The organism is Sphingobacterium mizutaii (assembly GCF_900187125.1).
Classification (GTDB): Bacteria; Bacteroidota; Bacteroidia; order Sphingobacteriales; family Sphingobacteriaceae; genus Sphingobacterium; species Sphingobacterium mizutaii.
The window spans coordinates 97823-121118 of the sequence record NZ_LT906468.1 but is presented as its reverse complement, the minus strand read 5'-3'; the positions used below and the strand labels follow the sequence as shown (position 1 = coordinate 121118).

The window sequence follows — 23296 nt, the reverse complement described above, 5'->3', positions numbered from 1 at the left end:
TATTATTGATATGTTAATAAACACCGATATATTGATTACCCGGTTTATTCACGAGTTTGGCCCCTACGGCCATCTCGCCTGATTTTCTGTTGAACACATAGATGTTTCCATCTTTACCAACTGGGGCGATGGCGATAAACACATCGTCTCCATCCAATGCAATGTTTTGGATCTGACGGAAGTTCAATTCATCTTGGTTTGGTATGGTATATTTTTTAGCGGTATTGTTTTTTAGATCAATACGAGCAATGTATCCCCCCTTGCCTGCGACATTGTACACTACGTAGCCGATTCCATCACCTACATATCGCCAGGTTTCGATGTAAGAGTCTTTCACTCCAAGAGCTTGATCTAAACTGAAAGCGAAAGAAGCATCATATTCATTGCTCGCACCATCGATTCTCAGGATTTTTGAGCCACCAGTCCCTGCAGCTTCACCTGAAGTTGCTTGGTAGATATGTCCATCGGTACCAACATATTGAAGGGTACTACGATATCCATTAGTATTTCCTCTAGTTTTGTTTGAGGTAAGGATTTTAGGATTGGTCAATGAAGGATAGTCTAAAACCAATGTTTTTGCCCAGCTTTTTTGTCCATTTCTATCATTTTCCCAAGTTGGTTTCCCATCCGTTCCAAGGGTGAATTTTGAAGTATTGTGTTTTGAAACGGCTGCTCCGATAAATACCTTATTTCCTGCTTTATTGATTACTGGAACATCGATACGACTTACGTAATAACCAGCAGCAACTTCTTCAGCAGTTAATTTCAAATCGAATTTGGTGGTTTTAGTAATCTTAGGATCATTTAAATCCAATGTAATCACATCAGTCTTTGCAGTTCTTTCTTTATAGACAAAGTTTGGAGCTTCACCTTCATGTACAACATCATTCGCTGCTGCTCTAACCGCAACACCAACGCCTTCTGCTGCTTTTAACCAACGTGGAGCCGTACTTACATAAGTTGCAGTTTCTACTTCTGGTCCTTCAGAAATATAATTCTTTCCACCACGCACTCTATATTTATTGAAATTACCTCCATCATCACCTGTATATTGGATATTGTATAAATACTTTCCATCGGCAGATGCCTGCAAACGTGCAGTTCTGGAAGATTTCACATGCTGTCCATTCGCAAATACATCAACCGCAAAAGCCGGACTCTTTGCCTCTTCAGGCTTCATACTGAATACCATGGTCCCAGCATTTCCATCACCTGGTTCCGCGTCCATCAATGCTCCTGAAACAGTAATCCAACGGATATCGTCATCAGTTCCTTCTTTCGGACCCTCTACTTCATTTGTACAACTAGTAAAAATTAAGCCTGTAGCAAGTATTGCAAACTTTAAAAACTTCGTTTTCATCGTAATTAATTTTAAGAGTAATTATATATTGTTAATTGAGTAGTTCAGTTTTAAATAAAACCCTCTTCCTGGTTTCTGGACGCCAAAATTATCATAAAGCTCAGCATTGAACACGTTCTTGACATCCAGTGCCAGAATGATCTTCTTGCTAGGAAAAACATAGCTCACACCTAGATTCTGCGCATATTGGGCCGGTGTTACAAACCAATCCGATTCTGGCCATACAGTGCTGAAAGGCGCTACATAACCAATATTGTAGAAAAGGTTTAATTGAGAGGATTTTTGAATTATATTATCTAATCGGTAATGAACATTTCCATTCATGGTATAAAAAGGTTCATTGGGAATCTGCTTGTTATAGTAGGTCATTTGTTGACCTGAAGTAGGGTCAAATTGTTGTTTGAATAAGGAATTGAATTTAGAAAAATTGAATAGTAAAGTTAATTTATCCTTATGCGCATAGGTCAATTCTCCTTCAAATCCCAAGGATTGTGAAAGTCCCAGATTGATATATTGGGTAAGCTCAATCTCTTGGCTGTTGATCAACTCATTGGCTCTTGGCATAATCCTGTCTTTAGTATTTCTCCAGAAAACATTGGTTCCAATTGAGAATCTATGATCACCGAAATCATAGGTACCTAATCTAAAACCTGCATTATAGTTATCACTGATCTCAGGAGAGATACCCGGATTTGCCAACACATTATCTTCCGGACTTCCAAAGGTCTCAACATCAACTGGCATCCTTACTGCTCTTTCTCCAGAAGCCAATAGGATCAGACGATTGAATAATTTGTAAGATGCCGCTAAGCCATAACCATAATTCACACGATTATCCTTATTAACATTTTCCACGATCTTCGTTTGGCCATTCTCTATCACCCCGGTAAACGTTTTACTGGCAATAGATTGTTGGTAAATCTTATAAAAAAGGTTTGTTGTCAACTTATTGCTGAAAGTTTGAGCTTCATAATTAAAGGAAACCACATTCTTTGCGAGGTCGTTCGAACTATTTATTCCGGTATTACCATCCTTTATCAATAAGTTTTTGTCTTTTCTATCCACGGTATAAAACACATGGTTTACAGAGAATCTATGTCCAGAAAGGATATCATAACTAAGGTTAGTCCTGATATTGGTTACTTGACGATCAATATCCGTCATCGCGGGCTTACCCTGCTGTGCCCCATCCAATCGACGAATAGGATCTCCATTTAAATCAAGACGAATCTGTCCGTCCCAATTATAAGCCCATGGAATGGTATCAAGGATATTGGTGCTCCGAAAACTATGGACAGCGTTGGTATTTAAAGATAGGCCTGGAACAAATAGGTTCTTCTTATTATAGGTCAAGCTCAACACATTAGCTGTGGCATCCGATGTTCTACCCATATATGGAGTCCCCATTGTCTGTCCATGCTGGATCTCTTTATGAGAATCAGATATATTATACCCTAAGAAGAAAGCGTCTGCCCATTTAACATCAGTAAATCCAAATTCAAACCTTCCAGATAAAGCTCTATAGCCATCAAAGAAGCGTTTGGTTCTATAATTACGACGCACAACACCATTGGGTTCAATGTATTTGGAGAATTTACCCCAGATTTCATAGTCATTGTCTGAATTCAAGAAACTTCCAGAAACCCTAGTTGTAAATCCTGTTTTTGAATTTCTATAAAGTCCAGAGATATCCGATTGCGTCGTATTAAAGGAACCATAAGAAACCGAAGCAGAAAGGTTATTGCTAGAAGTCCCTTTTTTCAGCACGATATTGATTGCTCCACCAAGAAGATCGCCGGTTAAATGCGCAGGAAGAACCCCTTTATACACCTCAATACGATCAATCATGGAAGGCGGAATATTATTTAGATTAAAGGAAGAACCATAAGTTGAGATTTCGATTCCATCGATAAAAATACCAACCGATCTGCCCGTCATTCCATTCAAATTATACTGCACTTCTGAACCTAACCCACCGCTTTGGCGAACTCTCACCCCAACGGTGCGATCCAACAGTTCATTGGTTTGGATATTTCTCGTAGAAGCTTCCTTCGTTTCAATTACATTGACTGCAAACCCCTTGGTCTCTATTTCTCTCTTCACTGAATTGCCCTGCACTCGCACTTCATCAAGACTTATTTCTCCTCGAGGATCAATATGGATATGAAGATCATAGCTGGGTTTATTAACTTCTATAGGAAGTCTTTTGGATTTTATTTCGATGGAGGTCACCAAAATCGTTTGCTTACCATAAGGAACTTGATCCAGTTTATATAAGCCCTCATCATCCGAAACACAAACAATCGGAGTTCCTTCAATTCTAACCGTAGCTTTTGAAACAGGTGTCCCATCCAGCAAATGGACTTTACCGGTAATGGTTGAATTTTGGGCAAATCCTACAAAACAGATAAATAAAAATAAAGTGCTGAGGTAAAATTGTTTCATTATTCCAGATTAATACAGTAACTTCGACTTTCTTTAGAACAAGTCTAAATAAATACTGCTGCAAATGTAGAATTATTCTAAATAGCAAAATGACGCAATCAGAAAAAAATACTACGCAATCGGAAATTTTACCTGAAACAACCAACGGAATTTCAGCAAATATGCTGGAATTAGGTACATTAATGTACTTTACTGTTTTAAAAGGCAGACAAAAATTCAGTTTCATTTCTCCTATTGATGGGTATTTAAATCTATTGTTACTTGAAGATTCTGCAACCTGTAGCATTCAAATCCAACAAAACAACTACCTACTTCAGGCTGGTGACAATATGTTGATCCACATGAACAAAGGTGACCTGTTCGATTTAAAAAGTATCTGCTTAGACAATCGCATCCTCCTCATGTTGATCCCGAGTGATAAGTTATTGGTCTTCCATGACAAGTACATTGCCGATCAAGAACGCTTTCAGCATGGATTGTTGACCAAAGCAGATAGTAGGATTGCACTCTCCCTTCAACAGATTTTCGAACTTTATGAAGCAGACTCTTATATCAATCAGTTAAAGATCCAGTCATTGTTGTTGGAAGTCATTATCCATCAAGTGGAGAGTCTTTATGTGGAAAATGAAAACAAGGAAATTATTGCTAATAAAAACCATTATGAAAAGATTCAAATGGCCAAAAAGCTAATTGATGAAGATCTTTCAAAAAACCATACCATTTCAGAATTGGCAAAAACGGTGGGTACCAATGAACAATACCTGAAGAAGCATTTCAAGCAGTTCTATGGCAAGACCATCATGAACTACATCACTGAAATGAAAATGGAACATGCGAAGAAGCTGATCTTGATGGGTAAATACCGAATTTCTGATGTAGCAAGAATGACAGGATATAAGCATTCCACCCATTTCACCACAGCCTTTAAAAAGTATTTCGGGATTATCCCTAACTCCCTTCGATACACCTTTTTAGTGGCTCATGAAGGCGTTCAAGCCCTTCCAGAGCTGTTGAGCAACTTACCTATATTCTAAGAACTACTCCATCTATTTTATTAAATAAAAAAGCTGTTTACCAGATGGTAAACAGCTTTACTTTTTATAAGGTGTTATTAAAACTTATAACTCAATGTCCCTGTAAAACTTCTTGGAGGAATAGGGTTTACACTATAATTCTCATGTACATAATAGTTAAAGGCATTTCCGATATTGCTAACCTTTCCTAAAATGCTCCAGTTTCTATAGGTATATCCCGCTGAGAAATCAAAGGTTGTAAATGGATCAACTGCGATCAATCTATTGACACCATCTTTTTCGTTCAACTTGGTGTTGTTCCAGCCAGCATTTCTCTTACCGGTATAGAAAGTTGAGAAACCAAGTTTCAATCCTCTCAAGCTTCCATTCTGAAGGGTATAGAATATAGTACCATTGGCAGAATGTGCAGTCGTACCAACCAAGCGAACACCTTCCACATTTCCATTATCATTGGTTTCCAAATAGCGCATAAAGTTGTAGCTGTATCCGGCCATAACATTCAAACCTTCAGCCAGTTTCCCTGTCAAGTCGAGTTCAACGCCATCCGAAGCGGTCTTACCGGTAAACTCTTTCATGTTAGGATCTTTTACTGTTCCGTCGGCCTCAATGATGGTTTGAGCAAATTTATTGTTTTGTATCCTGTACCAAGTCAAATTAGCCGATAGCCTTCCATTGAAGAAATCATTCTTAATACCAGCTTCATATTGATCGATCAATGAAGGTCCCATTGGTTGGAAGTTCACATCATAACCTGTATTGGAAGTAAAGTTATTGGCATAACTAGCATAGACGCTCATGGTTGGGATTGGCTGATAGATCAATGCCAATTTCGGTGACCAAGCCTTATCCACTTTACTGCCCATATCTTCACCATCTTTTCCTTTGTTTGGGGTTATTGTAGTTTCGCCAGTTGCATAGTCATAAACCTCTGCATTTTTGGTTTTTTGATAAGTATAACGGATCCCCGCAAGGATTTTGAACTCCTTAGTCAATGAAATCAGGTCTTGTGCGAAGATTCCATAACGATTGATATCAGTTGTAGTTCTTGTTTTCAGATCAACACCAGGCATATCAGAACGCATCATTGCAGTATATGGATTAAAAACATTTATGCTGTCATAAGCCGTGCTAGGTTTGTTGTCCAATCCTGCGCCATAAATATTAAAAGCATAATTTTTGGTATTGGATTGATCAGCATCAGCACCAACCAAAATCTGATGTTTGATAGCTCCTGTCTGAACATTCCCTTTCACATTCAATTGCTGATTGAAACTTAGTTCATCTTGCTCAGTCCTGTTTAGAGCACGAGCTGCCATACCAGTTGCTTTGGCTTGGATACGTTCAGAGCCGTAATAATCACGACCATATTGTTGGTAACTCGCTATGGCCTGCAAGTTCCAGTTGTCTGAAAAAACATGTTCAAAATTGATCTGTCCATTCGAAGAATTCGTTTTATTAAATGCCCATGGCGTATTGATAAAAGTGTTTCTACCAACCTCTTTGTTGATTTTGCCGTCTACCGATCCTATCCCAAAATCAGGCGTATTATCAGACTTCAAGTAATCAAACATAAAGTTCAAGCTGGATTTCTCCGACATTTTATATAATAAGGAAGGATTAATATAGTACCGCTTACTCTCTACATAGTCCCTATAACTTTCAGCATATTCACCTGTTCCCACAACCCTAAAGGCTAATTTTTTAGAGATCGGACCATACACATCTACAATAGGTTTGTATTGGTTGTAACTGCCCATACGCATGGAAACCTCACCCCCATATTCAAATTTTGGCTTCTTGGTAACCAAGTTGACTACTGCACCCCCAGTAACCCCACCATACAAGATCGCAGCACTTCCTTTCAAAATCTCAACCGATTCCAAAGTACTTGCTTCTATAGATCCGCCATTATTCGTACGAGCACCGTTCTTAAAAATATTATTGGACCCAAGGCTATAACCACGAGCAAAGAAATTCTCATTCACACCACCACGGTTAGCCCCCATTGCTACCCCATTGGCATTCTTTAGGGCATCGCTCAATCTATTGATTTGCTGGTCTTCGATCACTTGTGCATTGACAATCTGAACCGCCTGCGGTAGGTCACGATCAAGGATTCCTGCTTTACCAACATTCAGTACTTTATCATTTAGGGAATTATATCCCGTTACTTCCACCTCTTGGATATGGTGATTAGCTGGTTTGATGACAATGGTTCCTAAATTCGTGTTGGCTTCCTTGGGATTAATGAATACAGATTCCTTGACATAGCCCACACCAGAGACCTCCACGTTGAAGCTTCCAGAAAAAGGCACATACAATTCAAAGTATCCATCCGCATCCGACATGGTCACTTTATCCTTGACCTTGATGTTCAGTCCAGAGATCGATTCATTGTTATTGCTACTAACTTTCCCTTTTACAGTCGTTTGAGCATTTGCGGCAGTGTAGATCGTAGTCGCTCCGAGCAGAGCAAGTAGATATGATGTTTTCATGATAATTATTTGTACTGATTCTAAATAGTGCAGCAAAAGTAATGTTGGGGTAACATTAAAAAAATAAACAATCCGACAAAAAGCTTCAAAATCCGAAATATTACCAAAAAAATAAGCTGTCCCTTGGGAGGACAGCTTATCAATATCTATTTAAACCTGGATTAGAATTTCCAACGAACAAAAGCTTCAATAGCTTCATAGTTCGCCAATCCTAATTGGTGGTATAGTCCAGCTGTTTCGCTAGTACGATCTTCCGCACGAACCCAGAACTCTCTTGGATCATCTCCTGGGAATACAGGAAGATCCTTTTGAGATTGGTGTTTAAAGATCGCCAATCTTTTGCGTTTCACTTCTTGTGGAGAAAGTGGGACCGCCATTTCGATATCATGGATTGGATATTCGTGCCAAGCACCTCTATACAACCATAACCAACAATCCTTAGTCCATTCATCAGTTTCTCTCAAGCGTAATAAAGCTTCAAGAATAATATCAAAACAAACTTTATGGGTACCATGAGGATCCGCAAAGTCACCAGCAGCGAAAACTTGTTGAGGTTTTACTTGACGAAGTAATTCCATTGTCTGTTGGATATCATCTTCAAAATCGATCTCTTTAGAGAATTTTCCACGATCATAGAACGGCAAGTCCATAAAGTGGATATTCTCATCTGGAAGACCTACGAAACGAGCTCCAGCGATAGCTTCACCTTTACGGATAAGACCTTTAATGGTTCTGATGATCTCAGGATCTACTTGATTAGGCTTTTTGACTTTAAAGAATTCACGTGCTTCATCATAGATCTTACGGGTTACCCCATTATCATCTTCAACGACTACAGCATAATCCTGAACAAATTCTAAATAACGCAATACATCATCATCCCAAACAGCTGTATTACCAGAAGTTTGATAAGCAACATGTACATTATGACCTTGATCAGCCAAACGAATGAAAGTACCTCCCATAGAGATCACATCATCATCAGGATGTGGAGAGAATAAGATTACATTCTTTTGTGCTGGTTCAGCTCTTTCAGGACGGTTCGAATCATCCACACCTGGTTTACCACCTGGCCAACCTGTAATGGTACGTTGTAATTCATTGAAAATACGGATGTTAATGCTATAAGCGGTACCTTGCTCAGTAATTAATTGAGCCATACCGTTATTGTTATAATCATCATCAGTAAGTTTCAGGATTGCTTTATCCAAATGCAATGAAAGCCAAACTACTGCCTTTTTAACTAATTTGTCTGTCCATACTACATCATGTGCCAACCAAGGCAAGTTGAAACGAGTCAACGCCGAGGCAGCATCTTCATCCAGAATAAACTCAACATGATCAGACATCTGAAGGTAAGTCGCTGGAATATCAGAAGAAATTTCACCTTCAACCGCTTTCTTCACGATTTCAGCTTTCTTCTCATTCCATGCCATCAATACAATTTCCTTGGCTTTGAAAATTGTACCTACACCCATAGTAATCGCCTTTGTTGGTACATTTTCCTTACCACCGAAGTCGCGTGAAGCATCTCTTCTTGTAAGGTCATCTAAGGTGACCAAGCGAGTACCTGAGTTTGGCGCAGACCCTGGTTCATTGAAACCAATGTGTCCAGTACGACCAATACCCAATAATTGGATATCTAAACCTCCTAGGCCGGAGATTTTTTGTTCATAAGCTTCACAGAAAGACTGAACCTTGTCTTCTGCAAGTGTTCCATCAGGAATATTGATGTTCTCTTTAGGAATATCAACATGATTGAACAAATGCTTGTTCATAAACGCTACATAACTTTGCTCTGCTGTCGGAAGCATCGGATAATACTCATCCAAGTTGAAGGTTACAACATTTTGGAAGCTCAATCCCTCTTCCTTGTGCATTCTCACAAGTTCTTTGTAGACTTTTACAGGCGTTGCTCCGGTCGCTAGACCTAAAACTGCCTTTTCCCCTTTTGCATGCTTATCTTTGATGATAGCAGCGATGCGCTCAGCAACTTTTACAGAAGCTTCGTCTTGAGAGGGGTATACCGTTACTGGAACTTTCTCAAAGCGGGTTTCCTCTAATAAATTTAATCTTGCCATTTAAATTGAAAAATACCTTAGTGAGCCTCAAATTTAACAATTTATAAGGCTGTATGCGCATAAAATGCAAATCTTTTTGTTTTTATGACGCATTTCGACAAAAATCACATCTTCTGCAACTATTTTAATCTATAATTATCTCTACCTATTATTTTTTATTTATTAATATAATTTCAAATATTTGACTATATCAATGAGATTTTTACAAAAAATAATCTACTTGTTTGGTAGATTATTGATAATTTTGAACAACATAATTTTTAAAATGAAGAGATTAATATTATTTATAGCATTTATTCCTAGTTTATTATTCGCACAAACAAAGGAAGAACTTATTGCACAAGTAAAGGCAAATCCAAAAGAAGCCAGCTCCATCCGCCTGATCCAGAGGGTAGGTGGTTATTTCCCAGAATATCAAGAGCTGGCAGATCTATTCAAGACCTTGGATAAAAAAGTCAGAAAATCGACTGAAGGAAAGATCTTCGATCGTTACTTAGATGCCTTAAAGAATACAATGCCCGGCAAAAAATCGCCAAGCATTACCCAATTTGATTTAAATGGTGAACCCTATTCTCTTTCTGATCTAAAGGGAAAATATGTCCTGATCGACTTTTGGGCTTCTTGGTGTCCTCCATGCCGTGAGGAAAATCCAAAACTTGTAAAAACTTATGCAGAATTTAAGGATAAGAACTTCGAGATTTTAGGGGTATCCTTCGATAAGGAGTTTGAACCTTGGGCAAAAGCAGTAAAAGATGACAACCTAACTTGGAAGCATGTTTCCGACCTTCAAGGCTGGAACAATTCAGCGAGCCTAGCATATGGAGTCAAAGCTATCCCTCAGAACATCTTGGTGGATCCTGAAGGTAAGGTGGTAGCAAGAAACCTGCACGGTGAAGATCTCAACAATAAACTCAGGGAAATCCTGAAATAGAAAAAAGGATTCAAGTATTAGCTTGAATCCTTTTTTTATGTCTTATAGTGAGAGTTCTTAGTCTAGTTTATAGGCCACTACGCTATTGTTCAAAAAGGTTGGAACATACAAGATCTTCTCCTTTTGGTTGTATCCTAAATCGGCAGTCTTCATCTTATCCCTTACATCCAATAGTTCTGTAACAGTACCATTAGCTGCAATATGATAGATTAATCCACCCCAACAAGTCACCAAATAACTGCCATCACCTACTGGTTCTAATCCGTCACCACCCAATTGCAGACCTTTAGCCACAACCGTATGGTTTTTATTGGCGTCGATCTTCCATAATTCCGGACCAGCCATTGCATACAGCACGCCGTCAATAACACGAAGACCATTCACATCCTTTACATCTTTCATGAAAAGGGATGGCTTATTGTTATGGATCAGGTGAATCTCTCCCTTTCTGGTATCAGAAACATAAACCTTTCCATTATTATCCACGGTTACATCATTTAAGAATTGAGAATCTGGGATCTTAATTTGATTAATGACATTACCAGTGATCATATCAATGACAACAACTTCATCAATATCAGCCACATAAAGCAAATCTTTATACATTGCAAGTCCTTTTGGAGCATTCAAACCTTGCACCCAAGTCGCATCCTTTAAACTGCCATCTAAATTCAGAATGGCCACTCCGCCTTTTCCATCTTTTGCGACCCCATCACCATCAATCAATGACACATACAAAGCTGATTTCTCAGGCGCATATAATACCGATTCAGGAGTTGGAAGCTGTTCTTTTGACTCCCAAAGTTGAGTCAATTTCGTTTGGCTAAAGCCCAATTGTGAGCAAAAGGCTATCAATGTTATTAATAAGGTAGTTTTCATATTCAATGGTTGAGTTTATCCTTTTATTATAAATATAACATTTTTTAAACCTTTTTGTTAGCTTTTAGCGTAGAATTACTTATTTTCAAGCTCTGTCAATTCTAAACTTAAAATCTAACATTTATAGAATATGAAACCATTCTTGGATGAAAATTTTCTTTTGCAAAGCCAAGTGGCGGAAGAACTCTACCACGACTATGCAAAAGATCTTCCCATTATAGATTACCATAATCACTTGCCGCCGAACGAAGTTGCTGCCAATAAACAATTTTCAAATATCACCGAGATCTGGTTACATGGCGATCACTATAAATGGAGAGCCATGCGGGCAAATGGCGTGGATGAAAAATATATCACAGGAGCTGCCAGTGACCAAGAAAAGTTCAAAAAGTGGGCAGAAACTGTTCCTTATACCTTAAGAAATCCATTATACCATTGGACCCATCTGGAATTACAGCGATATTTTGGAATACATGACTTGCTTTCCGCTGATAATGCCGATGCAGTCTTCGAAAAAGCCAGCCAAGATTTAGCAAAGCCAAATATGTCCGTTCATGGACTATTGGAACAAATGAAAGTGGAAACCATCTGCAGCACAGATGACCCCATCGATTCTTTGGAGTTCCATCAAGCCTACGCCAAAAAGCCGGGCAAATTCGATATGTTCCCCGCTTTTAGACCTGACAAGGCCATGAGCCCAGAGAACACAGAGGCATTCAACCAATATGTCAACAAGTTAGCAGAGGTTGCAAATAGCGAAATCAACAATCTGCAAGATTACCTTGACGCCTTAAAATCTCGACATGACTACTTTGCCCAGAACGGATGTTGCGTATCTGACCATGGATTGAGCCACCTATATGCCGAGGATTTTACAGAGACTGAAATCTCCAATATCTTCAATAAGGTAAGGGCAGGTAACACACTGACCCTAGAGGAAATCAATAAATTTAAATCCGCTCTTTTGCTTCATTTTGCAGAATGGGACCATGAAAAAAACTGGGTGCAGCAATTCCACGTGGGAGCATTCCGGAACACCAACTCAGGATCCTTGAAAAAACTCGGACCAGACACCGGCTTTGATAGCATTGGGGACTATTCGCAAGGCTTAGGGCTTGTGACCTTCTTGGACCGTTTGGCTGCAAAAGAAAAACTGGGTAAAACTATATTATACAACCTCAATGCCTCCGACAATGATCTGTTTGCCGCTATGTGTGGCAATTTCAATGACGGGAGTATAGCAGGAAAAATACAATATGGCTCGGCTTGGTGGTACCATGACCAGAAAGACGGCATGACCAAACAGATCAATAGCCTTTCCAACATTGGCCTGATCAGTCGTTTCGTGGGAATGCTGACCGATTCCCGCAGTTTCCTCTCTTTCCCGAGACATGAATATTTCAGGAGATTACTCTGCAATATTTTTGCAGAAGATATCGTCAATGGCGAATTACCACATGATATGAAATGGATTGGCAAGATTGTCCAGGACATCTGCTATTACAATGCCAAAGCCTATTTCCCTTTCAAGAAACAAGGTTAAATCAGGACTTTTCCAGATTTAACCATTTTGGAACAGGTGGAGCTTCATAAGCCTCCATTTGTTCCAACAGATCCTCGATCTTGTCCGAATACATGATCATCCTTTGGTTTTCCTCCTTCAACAGCCCCGTATCCACCATGTGTTGGATAAAAGCAATCAAATGATCATAAAAACCATCTACATTTAAGATCCCGATAGGCTTTTTATGCAATCCCAATTGCCCCCAAGTCGTCATTTCAAACAACTCCTCCATAGTACCAAAACCACCCGGCATAGCAATTACCGCATCACATAAGGCATTCATCTTCGCCTTTCTCTCATGCATGGTATCCACTTCGATCAACTGGGTAATCTCACTGTGACCAATCTCCTTACTGTTCAAAAATTGTGGAATAACCCCAATAACCTGACCGCCATTATCCATGACCGCATCAGCAACAGCACCCATCAAACCCACTCTTCCACCACCATAAACCAAGGTAATCCCACGCTTCACAAAAACTTTCCCCACCTCCTCAGCAGCCTTCACAAAAGTCCCATCAAAACCCGGACTCGAAGCACAAAAAACAACGATTTGATTTAGTTTCATGCCTAAAGGTATGGAATAGACATGAGATGTGAGATATGAGATGTGAGATATTAAGGGTGATCTCTCAAATCTCACATCTCATATCTCACTACTTATTTTTAAAAAACAAAGGCCCCAAACAGGGAGTCTGGGACCTCATTAACTAAACATTGAAACAAAGATTTTTATTAGTTGCCTACTCTGTCTTTCTCCTCGTTTTTCGAGTCGCTTTTTCGGATCTGTTGTTTTAGGTTTCCGAATTTGTAAGTGAAAGTAAGGCGTACTGCTTGATTATCATGGTACTGACGGATCCTCGATTGAAACTCATGGAAGTCAGTTGACAAATTATTTCTATTGCTACGGAACACATCGGTAACCGCTAATTTCAAGGAACTCTTTTGGTCTTTGAAGTTATAGTTTGCGCCGATATCTCCCGATACTCTTGCATGTATCTTAAACAAGTTATAGACAAAAGGTGTATTTCCATTAATGGAAGCTTCTAATGACCACTGCGGATTCAACTTAAAGCTATTGAAACTGTTTGCCTGTACGAAGAACGAACCATTATCAACAACATGTCCAGCGATCGGACCTTTGAAATGCATATAGATTCCAGTGATATTATTGTTCATCGTCCAGATCTTGCCGATCCTGAATGGTAGGTTCAAGTTCAAATAAGAAGTCAAGGATTTACCTAGGTTCTCCCTGGTTACCCATGTTGTATTGGTAACAGAATCCTGTCCCATACTCTCCACCATGGCATCATTGGTAATATCTGTACCTAGCGTGAAGTTAAACATCTTCATCATGGTATAGTTCAATGTAAATCCATGCGTATACTGCGGATTGATATATGGGTTACCTTGTTGATAGGTCAACTTGTCAATATAGTACCTGAACGGGTTCAAGAAACGATAGTTAGGACGAGTGATTTTCTTTGCATATCCCAATGAGAAAATATGGTTCTCACTTAGGTTATAACCAATGTTTGCTGAAGGGAAAAAGTCTAGATAATCACGTTTTACCCTTTCATTATTGGTCACCGAATTTCCATCAGAGATGGTGTATTCTGCACGCAAGCCAACCTTAGCGGTCCATTTTCCAAAAGGACGGCTATAGTCCAGATAACCAGCAGAAATCTGCTCCGTATAGATAAAGTGGTTCGACTTATTAGCCACATTCTCCCAAGTATCGCCATCCAATTGGTCAAACACCATATTGTTGTCCGATTTTACATTACTGTATTTTACACCGGCCTCTAGATTTCCTTTTTTGAAGGGCTTTACATAATCCAACTTACCCACATAGATATCAATATCCGTTGGCATATTGCTCCGCTCACGCTCTTCAGGTTTATAAAGTTCCCCATCCAATTTCTCAGTCCTATAGGTATAGTTCATGTTCGAACGGTTCTCAAAAGTACTCCAGTCTAGATCCAACGTCAATTTCTGACCCAAAGTATCCATCTTGAATTCGTTATTGAAGTTTAAGGACATCCTATCCAAACTCATCTTGTTGAAAGATGGCGATCGCAATACCGAGTCAATAGTTGTTGGAGTAAAACCTATATCCGTCCTACTTCTGTTTTCAGAGTCTTCGGAATATCTATTTCCAGATAACTGAAGCATCATGGTATTCCGTTCAGAAGTCTTCTGTTCAATACCCAATCTATAATTATGGTTATTATTATCTTCAATCATCGATGCGTTCTGGTCAAAATAGGTAATCTTGTTACCACCACTGATCTCACGCATGATCTGGATTTCATTTTCCTCTCTATTGTTGGTATAAGCATAGGAACCAAATAAAGTGGTATTGTTCTTTTTATAGTTCAGGTTCAGCGAGCTATTCCCTCTAAAGTGCATACCATGTGCCGCACTGGCCACAAATGAACCGTTGAAACCTTCCGTCCTGTTCTTTTTAAGGACGATATTGATGGTCCCTACGGCACCTTCTGCATCATCTTTTGCTGATCTTGTTGTAGTAACTTCTACGCTCTTAATCTGACCAGCATCCGTGGACTTCAAGAAATTCGTCAATTGCTCTCCGGTCATAAAGGTCTGTCTACCATCAATGGTCACATTTACCCCTTGCTGCCCCATCAATTGCAGGTTATCATCCTTGTCCACACTTACTCCAGGCGCACGTTTTACTACCTCCAAAGCATTGTTTCCGGCTGCCAACGTTGAATTCTCTACATTCAATACCAGTTTGCCATTCACATTCTGGACCATTGGTAATTGACCTTGAACGGTCACCGCCTCAATTGCTTGGCTGCTGGTCCCCATGATAATGTCCTCTACTTCATAGGTTTTATCGCCTAGTTCAAAAACTGCAGATTTGCCCTTGCTGTAGCCTACTGAACTTACTTCGATATAATATGATCCTTTCGGAGCTTTGATAATGGTATATACACCATTCTCGTCCGTAACTGCACTTTTGATCAATACATTCGCTGTCGATGACATCAAATATACCGATGCAGAGGCGATAGGTTGTTGGTCCTGATTTAGGACCCGCCCCTTGATATCTGTATCCTGGGCCTCAGGCATGGCTATAGCTTTGCTAGCTACTGCCGCTAAAAAGAGGATCAGTATGGTAATTATTCTTCCCATTTTCTTAGGTATTAATGTAATTTTGATTAGTTTTTTTTAGTTTTTATCGTTAGTATTCTATTGCCCCTTATGCGTTATTCTCTTCTGAAGACGCTTCTTCCTCTTCAGAGGTTGCTTCCTTATCTTCTTTTTTTGTCTTTTCTAATTTTTCCTCTGCTTTCTTTTTCAGCTCTTCTGCTTCCTTGGCTTTCTCCTCTTCTAATTTTAAGATGCATTTCAAGCCATTTTTCGTCATGATCCACTCAGAAAATTTAGATTCTTCTTTTCCGTGACATTCATTTGCCCAAATATCGCGCACTTTCCACTCCATATTTCTGTTCAAAAGGACCTTAGTTCCAACTGGCAAGTATAGGTTCATTCTAACATGCTGATCACGGATCAATTGTTTGTCCTCCAAAGCAAAATGACTATCGAACATTAAGTTCTCAGCATTTTGGTTGACCTTATAAGCGATCTTGGAAGCTCTTGCCGATGCCGCTGCATAAGAAGATCCCTTTGCGATATAATTATATTGTATATATGGAGTCTTCAATGAGTCGATCGATTCAATATGTACCGAAATATCATTGCGCAAGTAATTGCCGATTAATAGTCCGCCCTTTCCAGGATTGATTTTATTCTTGTTGAAGTCCTCATCGGAAGCTTTGATTACGCGAACATCATTTTCTGAAATCACATAGGTGTCTTTTTTATCTAATGTTTTCTCCACCGAAATAGTACTCTCTTCCACAAAATCTTGGTTGGTCACCACCACGAAGTATAAGATCATGACGATGGATACGATCCAAGCTGCCAATAGCGACATACTTGCATAATTGTTCATCGGTTTTGTTTTGAAAACAACACGCAATAACAAGAAGAACAGCGCCAGCAATGGGATGATGATAGCAAGAGTACCTGCAAGGATGGCAAATAAAGCTGAAGCAGGGTCTAACACCTCAAGAGGTGGGAAATACATTGGATTTTGATAACCCATGATATTCAACACGTTGAATACAAAGAATACAAAAAGACCAATGATGCTCAAGCCCGCCCAGATCAACACCAACACCGCTAAAATTTTTCCAATTACCGAGAAAAAAGATCCTAAAGAGTCTCCAACCGAACGAGCGCCTCGACTAATATGCTCGCCGGCTCCCGAAAAATTTTCGCGAACTCCCTTCATTTCTTCATCGAAAGACTTCTTGAAATTGTGCAGGTTTGCTTGCTCACCACGCATCGCCAATTTATCGGCACGGGTTACTGCTTTCGGCATCACGGCCCACAGTACGAAGTACAATAGCACGCCCGATCCACCGAACAAGAAGAACAAAATAAAGATGATCCTTACCCACTTTGCTTCGATGTTGAAATAATGCGATAATCCGCTACAAACCCCGCTCAGAACCTTATCGTCCATATCGCGCATTAATTTTTTCGAAGTCAGGTATTCCGTAAAGCTTGGCTCAGCCTGATGCTCCTGTCCTTCTTCTTGTCCAGGTTGTTGCTCTGTCTGGAAGTGTCCAGCATTTTCAGCCTGATCTGCAAAAGCTGCTCTTGGCTCGCTTTCCATACGTGGCTCATCGCCGATTTCAGACTCAAAATCACTTACCCTACCCATTTGGGCAATAACTTGATCCACATCTTCACGGTTGATCACTTCTTTGCGACCCGTTTGGATACGCTCCGAAAACATCTCCGCAATACGGTTCTCGATATCCTCCAAGATCTCACGGCTATCTTCAGAATTCCCGAAATGCCTCTTGATCTCGATCATATATGACCGAAGGATTTCATATGCATCTTCCTCGATATGAAAGACGATACTGTTTATATTGATGATTATAGTTTTGTTCATGGCTGTATTTAGTTAATGGTATAGTTAAATTTCTCTGTTTTGTAAGGACGTTTCTACCGCAAAGACCAATTCTTTCCAAGTAACATCCAATCGTTTCAATACTTCCATCCCCTCGGAAGTAATTTCATAGTATTTTCTTGGTGGACCTGAAGTCGACTCCTTCCAGATATAACTCAATAAACCGTTATTCTTTAATCTGGTAAGCAATGGATATAGTGTGCCCTCAACCACCAACAATTCAGCTTTTTTTAATTCGCTGATTATGTCTGAGGCATATATTTCTCCCCGAGAAATAATTGAAAGAATACAGTATTCCAGTATTCCTTTCCTCATTTGGGTTTGTGTATTTTCAGCTATCATAACAATACAAAGATATATCCTTTGGATGGTACTTTGCAATACATAGTACTATATTTTTTCATAATAGTTATGCAACACGCTGATTATCAGTTTAATAATTTTTCATTAAAATATCTAACTAATTGTTGGAAGGCAAAAAAATTGATTCAAAAGCTTTTTAATCTGACATTTAAATACGATTTTTATCAACAATGAATTGGATAATAAACTATGCATGGGCAATTTTATGGGCTATTGTTATGATGCTCCTTTTATTGTTGCCCGCGAATGACTTTCCTACCGAAGGTTTTTTTCAAGGATTTGACAAACTGGTGCATACCGGAAGCTTTTATCTATTGACGACTTTGATCCTTTTTGGAAGAGTTGTAGACACAAAAAGAAGAGCAACAAAAGTTAAGACCTTTATCATTGTATTCTGTGTGGCTTCATTTTTCGCTTTCTTTACCGAAGGAGCCCAGATGTATTTTACAGATTCAAGACAAGCTGATTGGTGGGATATTTTCGCAGATTATGTAGGAATTGGAATGGCACTATTTAGCTATTTGCTGTTGTACAATAGAAAATTTCAATATTCCTGATCCTACATGCTAATGGGTCTGGCAGGATAGGATTAAAATCTATGCCCGACCAATGCTAACTATAAAAATCTTACAATTGGGAATAGCGCTGATCAATTCTTCAGCTGCAGCCGTCATCGTCGCTCCAGTGGTCAATACATCGTCTACTAAAAGGATATGACGGGCATCCCCTTGTTCTCCATCTGTACAATAAAAGGAATCCTCAACATTGCTGATCCGGTCCGAACGGTACATCTTGGTCTGACTTTTTTGGTATTTCCCACGTTTTAACAATTGCGTATTCACGGGTACCCCCATGGTCTCTGCCAAACCATTTGCAATGCATTGACTCTGGTTGTATCCTCGTTTCATCATCCTTTTGGGATGGAGCGGAATGGGAACTATGACCTCGATATCGTTGAAAAACCCTGATTCCCCTAATATAGCGCCATACTTCTTGCCCAAGTATTTTCCCACTTGGGGATGATTGTTATACTTCAGGTTATAGATTAATTTTTCAACGATGGAACCCGATCGCAAATGCAGCATGGAAGTAGCAAACTCAAAAGGAAACTTCCCCTTCAGTAATTGGACTGCTTCATTATTCGAATCCAAATGAAAATCAGTATAAGGCAGGTGGTACAAACAGGAAGTGCAGATAATTTCTTCTTGGTCGATTAAGGCAACGTTACATCCCATGCACAACTCTGGATAAAAGAGATGAAGGAGTGAACGCCAGTATTTGACCATTGCATGCTGTTAGGGCCTCAAAAATAAAATCCCTGCATTAAGAAATATTAGCAATAGGATTAAGATTTCATTACTATTTCACTTCTTATCATATATCAACGGTTAAGAACAATTCAGGTTGTATTTTTGTAGACTCATATAAGAAAGGAAAAACAGATGGAATTAGGAATAGGCATGTTTGGGGACTTGCAAATCGATACTCAGACTGGGAAAATACAAGCGCCGCAACAAAGGCTACAAGAAATAATAGAAGAAATCAAATTGATGGATGAAGTGGGTGTAGATTTCTTTGGAATGGGCGAGCATCATCGTGCAGATTACGCCGTGGCAGCTCCTGAAATCGTGTTGGCTGCAGCCGCAACAGTAACCAAAAGAATCAAACTAGGATCAGCTGTCTCTGTATTGAGCTCCGCTGACCCTGTCAAATTATACCAGGATTTTGCAACCGTAGATTTAATTTCCAATGGCAGGGCAGAAATCATGGCTGGCCGTGGATCTTTCATTGAATCATTCCCGCTATTTGGACATGATTTAAAGGATTACAGCTCACTATTTGAAGAAAAATTGGACCTGCTACTTCGCATCAACAATTCACAGACCGTCAACTGGACCGGTAAACACCGTGCCAGCTTGATCAATCAGACCATTTACCCAAGAGCGGTCAATGATAAATTACCGATATGGATTGCAGTAGGTGGTACCACAGAATCGGTTATCCGCGCAGGTCGTTTGGGTTTACCGGTTATGTTTGCCATTATTGGTGGTTCTCCGATCAATTTCAAACCTCTATTTGAAATTTACGAGCAAGCCTATCAGGATAATGGTCACGACATGAGCAAATACCAAGTCGGTGTACACATGCACTCTTTCTTTGGAGAGAACTCTAAAGAAATCGCAGATTGGTATTACCCGTATTATTCAGCACAGATGAACCGAATCGGCGCATCTAGGGGATGGCCTCCATACCAAAGGACACAATATGACTATGGCCGTTCTAGCCATGGCCACCTGATCGTGGCAGATGTCAATGAATCTGTTGACAAAATCTTGCAGATCCAGGAAACCTTTGGATTGACGAGGTTCTCTGCCCATACCGATGTGGGTAGCCCAGACCACAGTAAAATGATGAAAGCCATTGAACTTTACGGAAACCAAATCATTCCAAAAGTGAAAGCGGCTTTGAAATAAACTATTTTTGAAACAAATAAAAAAAGGGCATAAGCCCTTTTTTTATTTTATGGAATTTCCAAACTTCCTGCATCACCCTATAAACTTACAATATGAAAAGAAATCATTTATGGCTTCTCCTTATGCTATTTGCAATGGGAGCTTGCTCCAATAAACAAAGTGAATCGCAAGCCAACGCTGCGAATGTAGAAACTGTAACCCTAGAAGATCTTGCTCCTGCTTCAGGACCAAAAATGTGGAAAGGAAGAACGGTTGATAGAAATGAAGCCCCAGAAAAAGAACCGCTTCAAAATCAGCAAAATTCAACGATCAAGATCATCCGTACAGGAAATATATCCCTTGAATCCAAAAAAATTGAGCAAAGCAAAGCAAATCTGGATGCCTTGGTAAAAAAATACAATGCCTACTACGAACAAGAATTCACGAATAACAACAATGATTTCACCTCATATAACCTAACTATCCGTGTGCCATCAAATGTATTGGACAATTTCTTGAATGCCCTGGAAAAAGGTGAGGATAAAATCACCAATAAAAACTTCAGTGCCGATGATGTATCCATTGAATACTATGACATCGAGTCGAGGCTGAAAAGCAAAAGAGCTTTCCTTGAACGCTATCAGAATATGGTTAGCAGCGCAAAAAATGTAAAGGACCTTCTTGAAATCCAGGAACAGATCCGAAAATTGCAGGAAGAAATTGATAGTAGTGAGGCGACCATGCGAAATCTCAGCAATCAGGTAAACTACAGCACAATTACCATCAATCTTTTCGAATACCAAGCTAATCTCCCAATGGGCAGCAATTCCTTTTGGGTAAAAATCAAGGATTCTTTGACCTTTGGTTGGAATATGATCCAAACCATAGCCTTAGGGATCATCAGCTTATGGCCGATTTGGATGATTGTTGTTCTTGTAGCATGGGCAATCCAGCGAATCAGAAAAACCAGGAAAGCAAAAAAGTCTAATCCACAATACTAATTGTACTACAATCCTTCCTGTCTATGACAAGGAAACTTGCAGAAAAAGCTTTTTGGCGGATATAGGAATCGAGATCCATATCATGCTGCGAAATGGGAATGATCCTTTGGATATTTCTCTTTTCCAAGAACACCAAAAAGGCTTTTTCTGCATTCACACTGCTTAAATAGCTCGGAATAACCAGTCCCGTTTCTTCTTTGATCTGATCACTGTAATGATAGGGCGCCAAAATCATCAAGGTATCCCAAGGAAAGCAATTCATCTGCTGGAAATCAATCTTCCCTTCCGAAACATTCCGCCTAAATTCTTTCTTGAAATCACGAATACAAAAATTGGTTCTCACCTGCTCACAAGACAGGGTAAAGATGGGGACAATGCACATCAAAATCCTGATTATCTTTCCTTTATTCATCATCCAATGATTATATGCCCAATAATAAATAATCAGAAAGAAATCCACGAATCAAAGAAAAGAGATAACAAATTGATAACGATAATTTATTGCCCAATGCTTTGCCAAGCCCCCCAAGAATATTATTACTTCTAGCTTATAATTTTTGATGTATCTTTGTAACGTGGAAAAAGCAGTAAAAACGGTAGATATCAGGAGCTTGAGTTTAGCTCAATTAAAGGATGCACTTGTTGAAATGGGTGAGCAAGGTTTTCGTGCCAAGCAGATTTATGAATGGCTATGGCAAAAATCCTGTACGGATTTCGATGAAATGAGCAATCTGAGCAAGTCGCTCCGCGAGACCCTGAAAGCCAATTTTACCATCAATGCCGTGAAGGTTAAACAATCCCAGATCAGTTCGGATAAAACTATAAAAAGTACCTTCAGCCTATACGATAACAACGTGATTGAAGGGGTTTTAATCCCTGCAGATGATCGCATGACGGCCTGTGTAAGCTCCCAAGTGGGCTGTAGCTTGACCTGCAAATTCTGTGCAACCGGATATATGGACCGTAAGCGAAACCTGAATGCCGATGAAATCTATGACCAAGTCGTACTGATCGCTAAACAGGCTGAAGAAAAATACGGACATCCATTGACCAATATTGTTTATATGGGTATGGGTGAACCTTTATTGAACTACAGCAACATGATGAAATCGGTGGATCGGATCACTTCTCCGGATGGCTTGAATATGGCCGCCAAACGAATTACGGTTTCCACTGCCGGAATCGCCAAAATGATCAAGAAATTAGGTGATGATGAAGTTCGTTTTAACCTGGCCCTTTCACTGCACGCAGCAAATGATGATAAAAGGAATGAAATCATGCCAATCAATGAGCAAAACTCATTGGCTGCCCTGGCAGAAGCATTGAAGTATTTCTATGCCAAAACCAAGAGTCCAATCACCTTTGAATACATCGTTTTCCATAATTTCAATGATGAATTGCAAGATGCCAAAGAATTGGCAAAATTCTGCAAGAATGTACCTTGTAAGGTCAATATCATCGAATATAACCCTATCGCTTTGGCAGATTTCGTGAACGCAGAAGCCGATAAGATTGATCAGTTTGCCACTTATTTGCGTAGTCAAGGTGTGATTACCAATGTTCGCAGAAGTAGAGGAAAGGATATCGATGCCGCCTGTGGTCAATTGGCCATCAAGGATAAAGATAAAGAAGCCAGCGAGGCTTAAAAAAAAAGGCATTTCTTTCGAAATGCC

Annotated in this window: 18 protein-coding genes; 7 read left to right on the top strand and 11 right to left on the bottom strand. The window is 39.6% G+C overall.

From position 1 onward, the window contains the following. Window positions 1–13: 13 nt before the first annotated feature. On the bottom strand, window positions 14–1360 hold the full coding sequence (locus CKW03_RS00550) for a hypothetical protein (RefSeq protein ID WP_093100138.1): 1347 nt from the start codon (window positions 1358–1360) through the stop codon (window positions 14–16). 21 nt (window positions 1361–1381) lie between these two features. Further along, on the bottom strand, window positions 1382–3805 hold the full coding sequence (locus CKW03_RS00545) for a TonB-dependent receptor (protein WP_093100137.1): 2424 nt from the start codon (window positions 3803–3805) through the stop codon (window positions 1382–1384). Between the two features lie 89 nt (window positions 3806–3894). Between CKW03_RS00545 and CKW03_RS00540 the strand changes: the two genes are divergently transcribed. Further along, window positions 3895–4839 carry a helix-turn-helix transcriptional regulator gene (locus CKW03_RS00540; RefSeq protein WP_093100135.1) on the top strand — a complete coding sequence of 315 codons (945 nt, stop codon included), beginning with the start codon at window positions 3895–3897 and terminating at the stop codon, window positions 4837–4839. Window positions 4840–4916: 77 nt separating this feature from the next. Here the strand turns inward: CKW03_RS00540 and CKW03_RS00535 are convergent, their stop codons facing one another. Both CKW03_RS00535 and nagB read right to left on the bottom strand, forming a co-directional pair. Further along, on the bottom strand, window positions 4917–7334 hold the full coding sequence (locus CKW03_RS00535) for a TonB-dependent siderophore receptor (protein WP_093100133.1): 2418 nt from the start codon (window positions 7332–7334) through the stop codon (window positions 4917–4919). Window positions 7335–7495: 161 nt separating this feature from the next. Further along, window positions 7496–9415, bottom strand: a complete 1920-nt coding sequence (nagB, locus tag CKW03_RS00530) for a glucosamine-6-phosphate deaminase (protein WP_093100131.1) — start codon at window positions 9413–9415, stop codon at window positions 7496–7498. Window positions 9416–9680: 265 nt separating this feature from the next. On the opposite strand from nagB, the gene CKW03_RS00525 reads away from it, so the two are divergent. Beyond that, window positions 9681–10346, top strand: coding sequence for a TlpA family protein disulfide reductase (locus tag CKW03_RS00525; protein ID WP_093100193.1), 666 nt, complete (start codon window positions 9681–9683; stop codon window positions 10344–10346). A 57-nt stretch (window positions 10347–10403) separates the two neighbouring features. Here the strand turns inward: CKW03_RS00525 and CKW03_RS00520 are convergent, their stop codons facing one another. Further along, window positions 10404–11225, bottom strand: coding sequence for an SMP-30/gluconolactonase/LRE family protein (locus CKW03_RS00520; RefSeq protein ID WP_093100129.1), 822 nt, complete (start codon window positions 11223–11225; stop codon window positions 10404–10406). Window positions 11226–11355: 130 nt separating this feature from the next. Here CKW03_RS00520 and uxaC point away from each other — a divergent pair, with 130 nt between their 5' ends. Further along, window positions 11356–12768: a glucuronate isomerase gene (uxaC, locus tag CKW03_RS00515; protein WP_093100127.1), complete on the top strand. Its 1413-nt coding sequence runs from the start codon at window positions 11356–11358 to the stop codon at window positions 12766–12768. A 1-nt stretch (window position 12769) separates the two neighbouring features. Here the strand turns inward: uxaC and CKW03_RS00510 are convergent, their stop codons facing one another. The 4 genes from CKW03_RS00510 to CKW03_RS00495 all read right to left on the bottom strand — a co-directional run bounded on the left by CKW03_RS00510 (window position 12770) and on the right by CKW03_RS00495 (window position 18148). After that, window positions 12770–13357, bottom strand: a complete 588-nt coding sequence (locus CKW03_RS00510) for an LOG family protein (RefSeq protein WP_093100125.1) — start codon at window positions 13355–13357, stop codon at window positions 12770–12772. Window positions 13358–13524: 167 nt separating this feature from the next. Further along, window positions 13525–15951, bottom strand: coding sequence for an outer membrane beta-barrel family protein (locus tag CKW03_RS00505; RefSeq protein WP_093100123.1), 2427 nt, complete (start codon window positions 15949–15951; stop codon window positions 13525–13527). 67 nt (window positions 15952–16018) lie between these two features. Then, entirely contained in the window at window positions 16019–17788 is a 1770-nt protein-coding gene (locus tag CKW03_RS00500) for a PspC domain-containing protein (RefSeq protein ID WP_093100121.1), read from the bottom strand. Window positions 17789–17812: 24 nt separating this feature from the next. Beyond that, window positions 17813–18148, bottom strand: coding sequence for a PadR family transcriptional regulator (locus tag CKW03_RS00495; RefSeq protein ID WP_093100120.1), 336 nt, complete (start codon window positions 18146–18148; stop codon window positions 17813–17815). Window positions 18149–18339: 191 nt separating this feature from the next. Here CKW03_RS00495 and CKW03_RS00490 point away from each other — a divergent pair, with 191 nt between their 5' ends. Next, complete coding sequence (locus tag CKW03_RS00490; RefSeq protein ID WP_093100118.1) at window positions 18340–18726, top strand: VanZ family protein; 387 nt, start codon at window positions 18340–18342, stop codon at window positions 18724–18726. Window positions 18727–18765: 39 nt separating this feature from the next. Here CKW03_RS00490 and CKW03_RS00485 read toward each other — a convergent pair whose 3' ends face one another. After that, window positions 18766–19404, bottom strand: a complete 639-nt coding sequence (locus CKW03_RS00485; protein WP_157739327.1) for a ComF family protein — start codon at window positions 19402–19404, stop codon at window positions 18766–18768. Window positions 19405–19611: 207 nt separating this feature from the next. Between CKW03_RS00485 and CKW03_RS00480 the strand changes: the two genes are divergently transcribed. Both CKW03_RS00480 and CKW03_RS00475 read left to right on the top strand, forming a co-directional pair. Next, entirely contained in the window at window positions 19612–20643 is a 1032-nt protein-coding gene (locus CKW03_RS00480) for an LLM class flavin-dependent oxidoreductase (RefSeq protein ID WP_093100114.1), read from the top strand. Between the two features lie 92 nt (window positions 20644–20735). Beyond that, entirely contained in the window at window positions 20736–21623 is an 888-nt protein-coding gene (locus CKW03_RS00475) for a DUF4349 domain-containing protein (protein ID WP_093100113.1), read from the top strand. On the opposite strand, the gene CKW03_RS00470 is transcribed toward CKW03_RS00475, so the two are convergent. Further along, window positions 21607–22038, bottom strand: a complete 432-nt coding sequence (locus CKW03_RS00470) for a hypothetical protein (protein WP_093100111.1) — start codon at window positions 22036–22038, stop codon at window positions 21607–21609. The two genes, CKW03_RS00475 and CKW03_RS00470, sit on opposite strands and share 17 nt — an antisense overlap. 145 nt (window positions 22039–22183) lie before the next feature. Here CKW03_RS00470 and rlmN point away from each other — a divergent pair, with 145 nt between their 5' ends. After that, on the top strand, window positions 22184–23269 hold the full coding sequence (gene rlmN, locus CKW03_RS00465; protein ID WP_093100109.1) for a dual-specificity RNA methyltransferase RlmN: 1086 nt from the start codon (window positions 22184–22186) through the stop codon (window positions 23267–23269). Window positions 23270–23296: the final 27 nt, after the last annotated feature.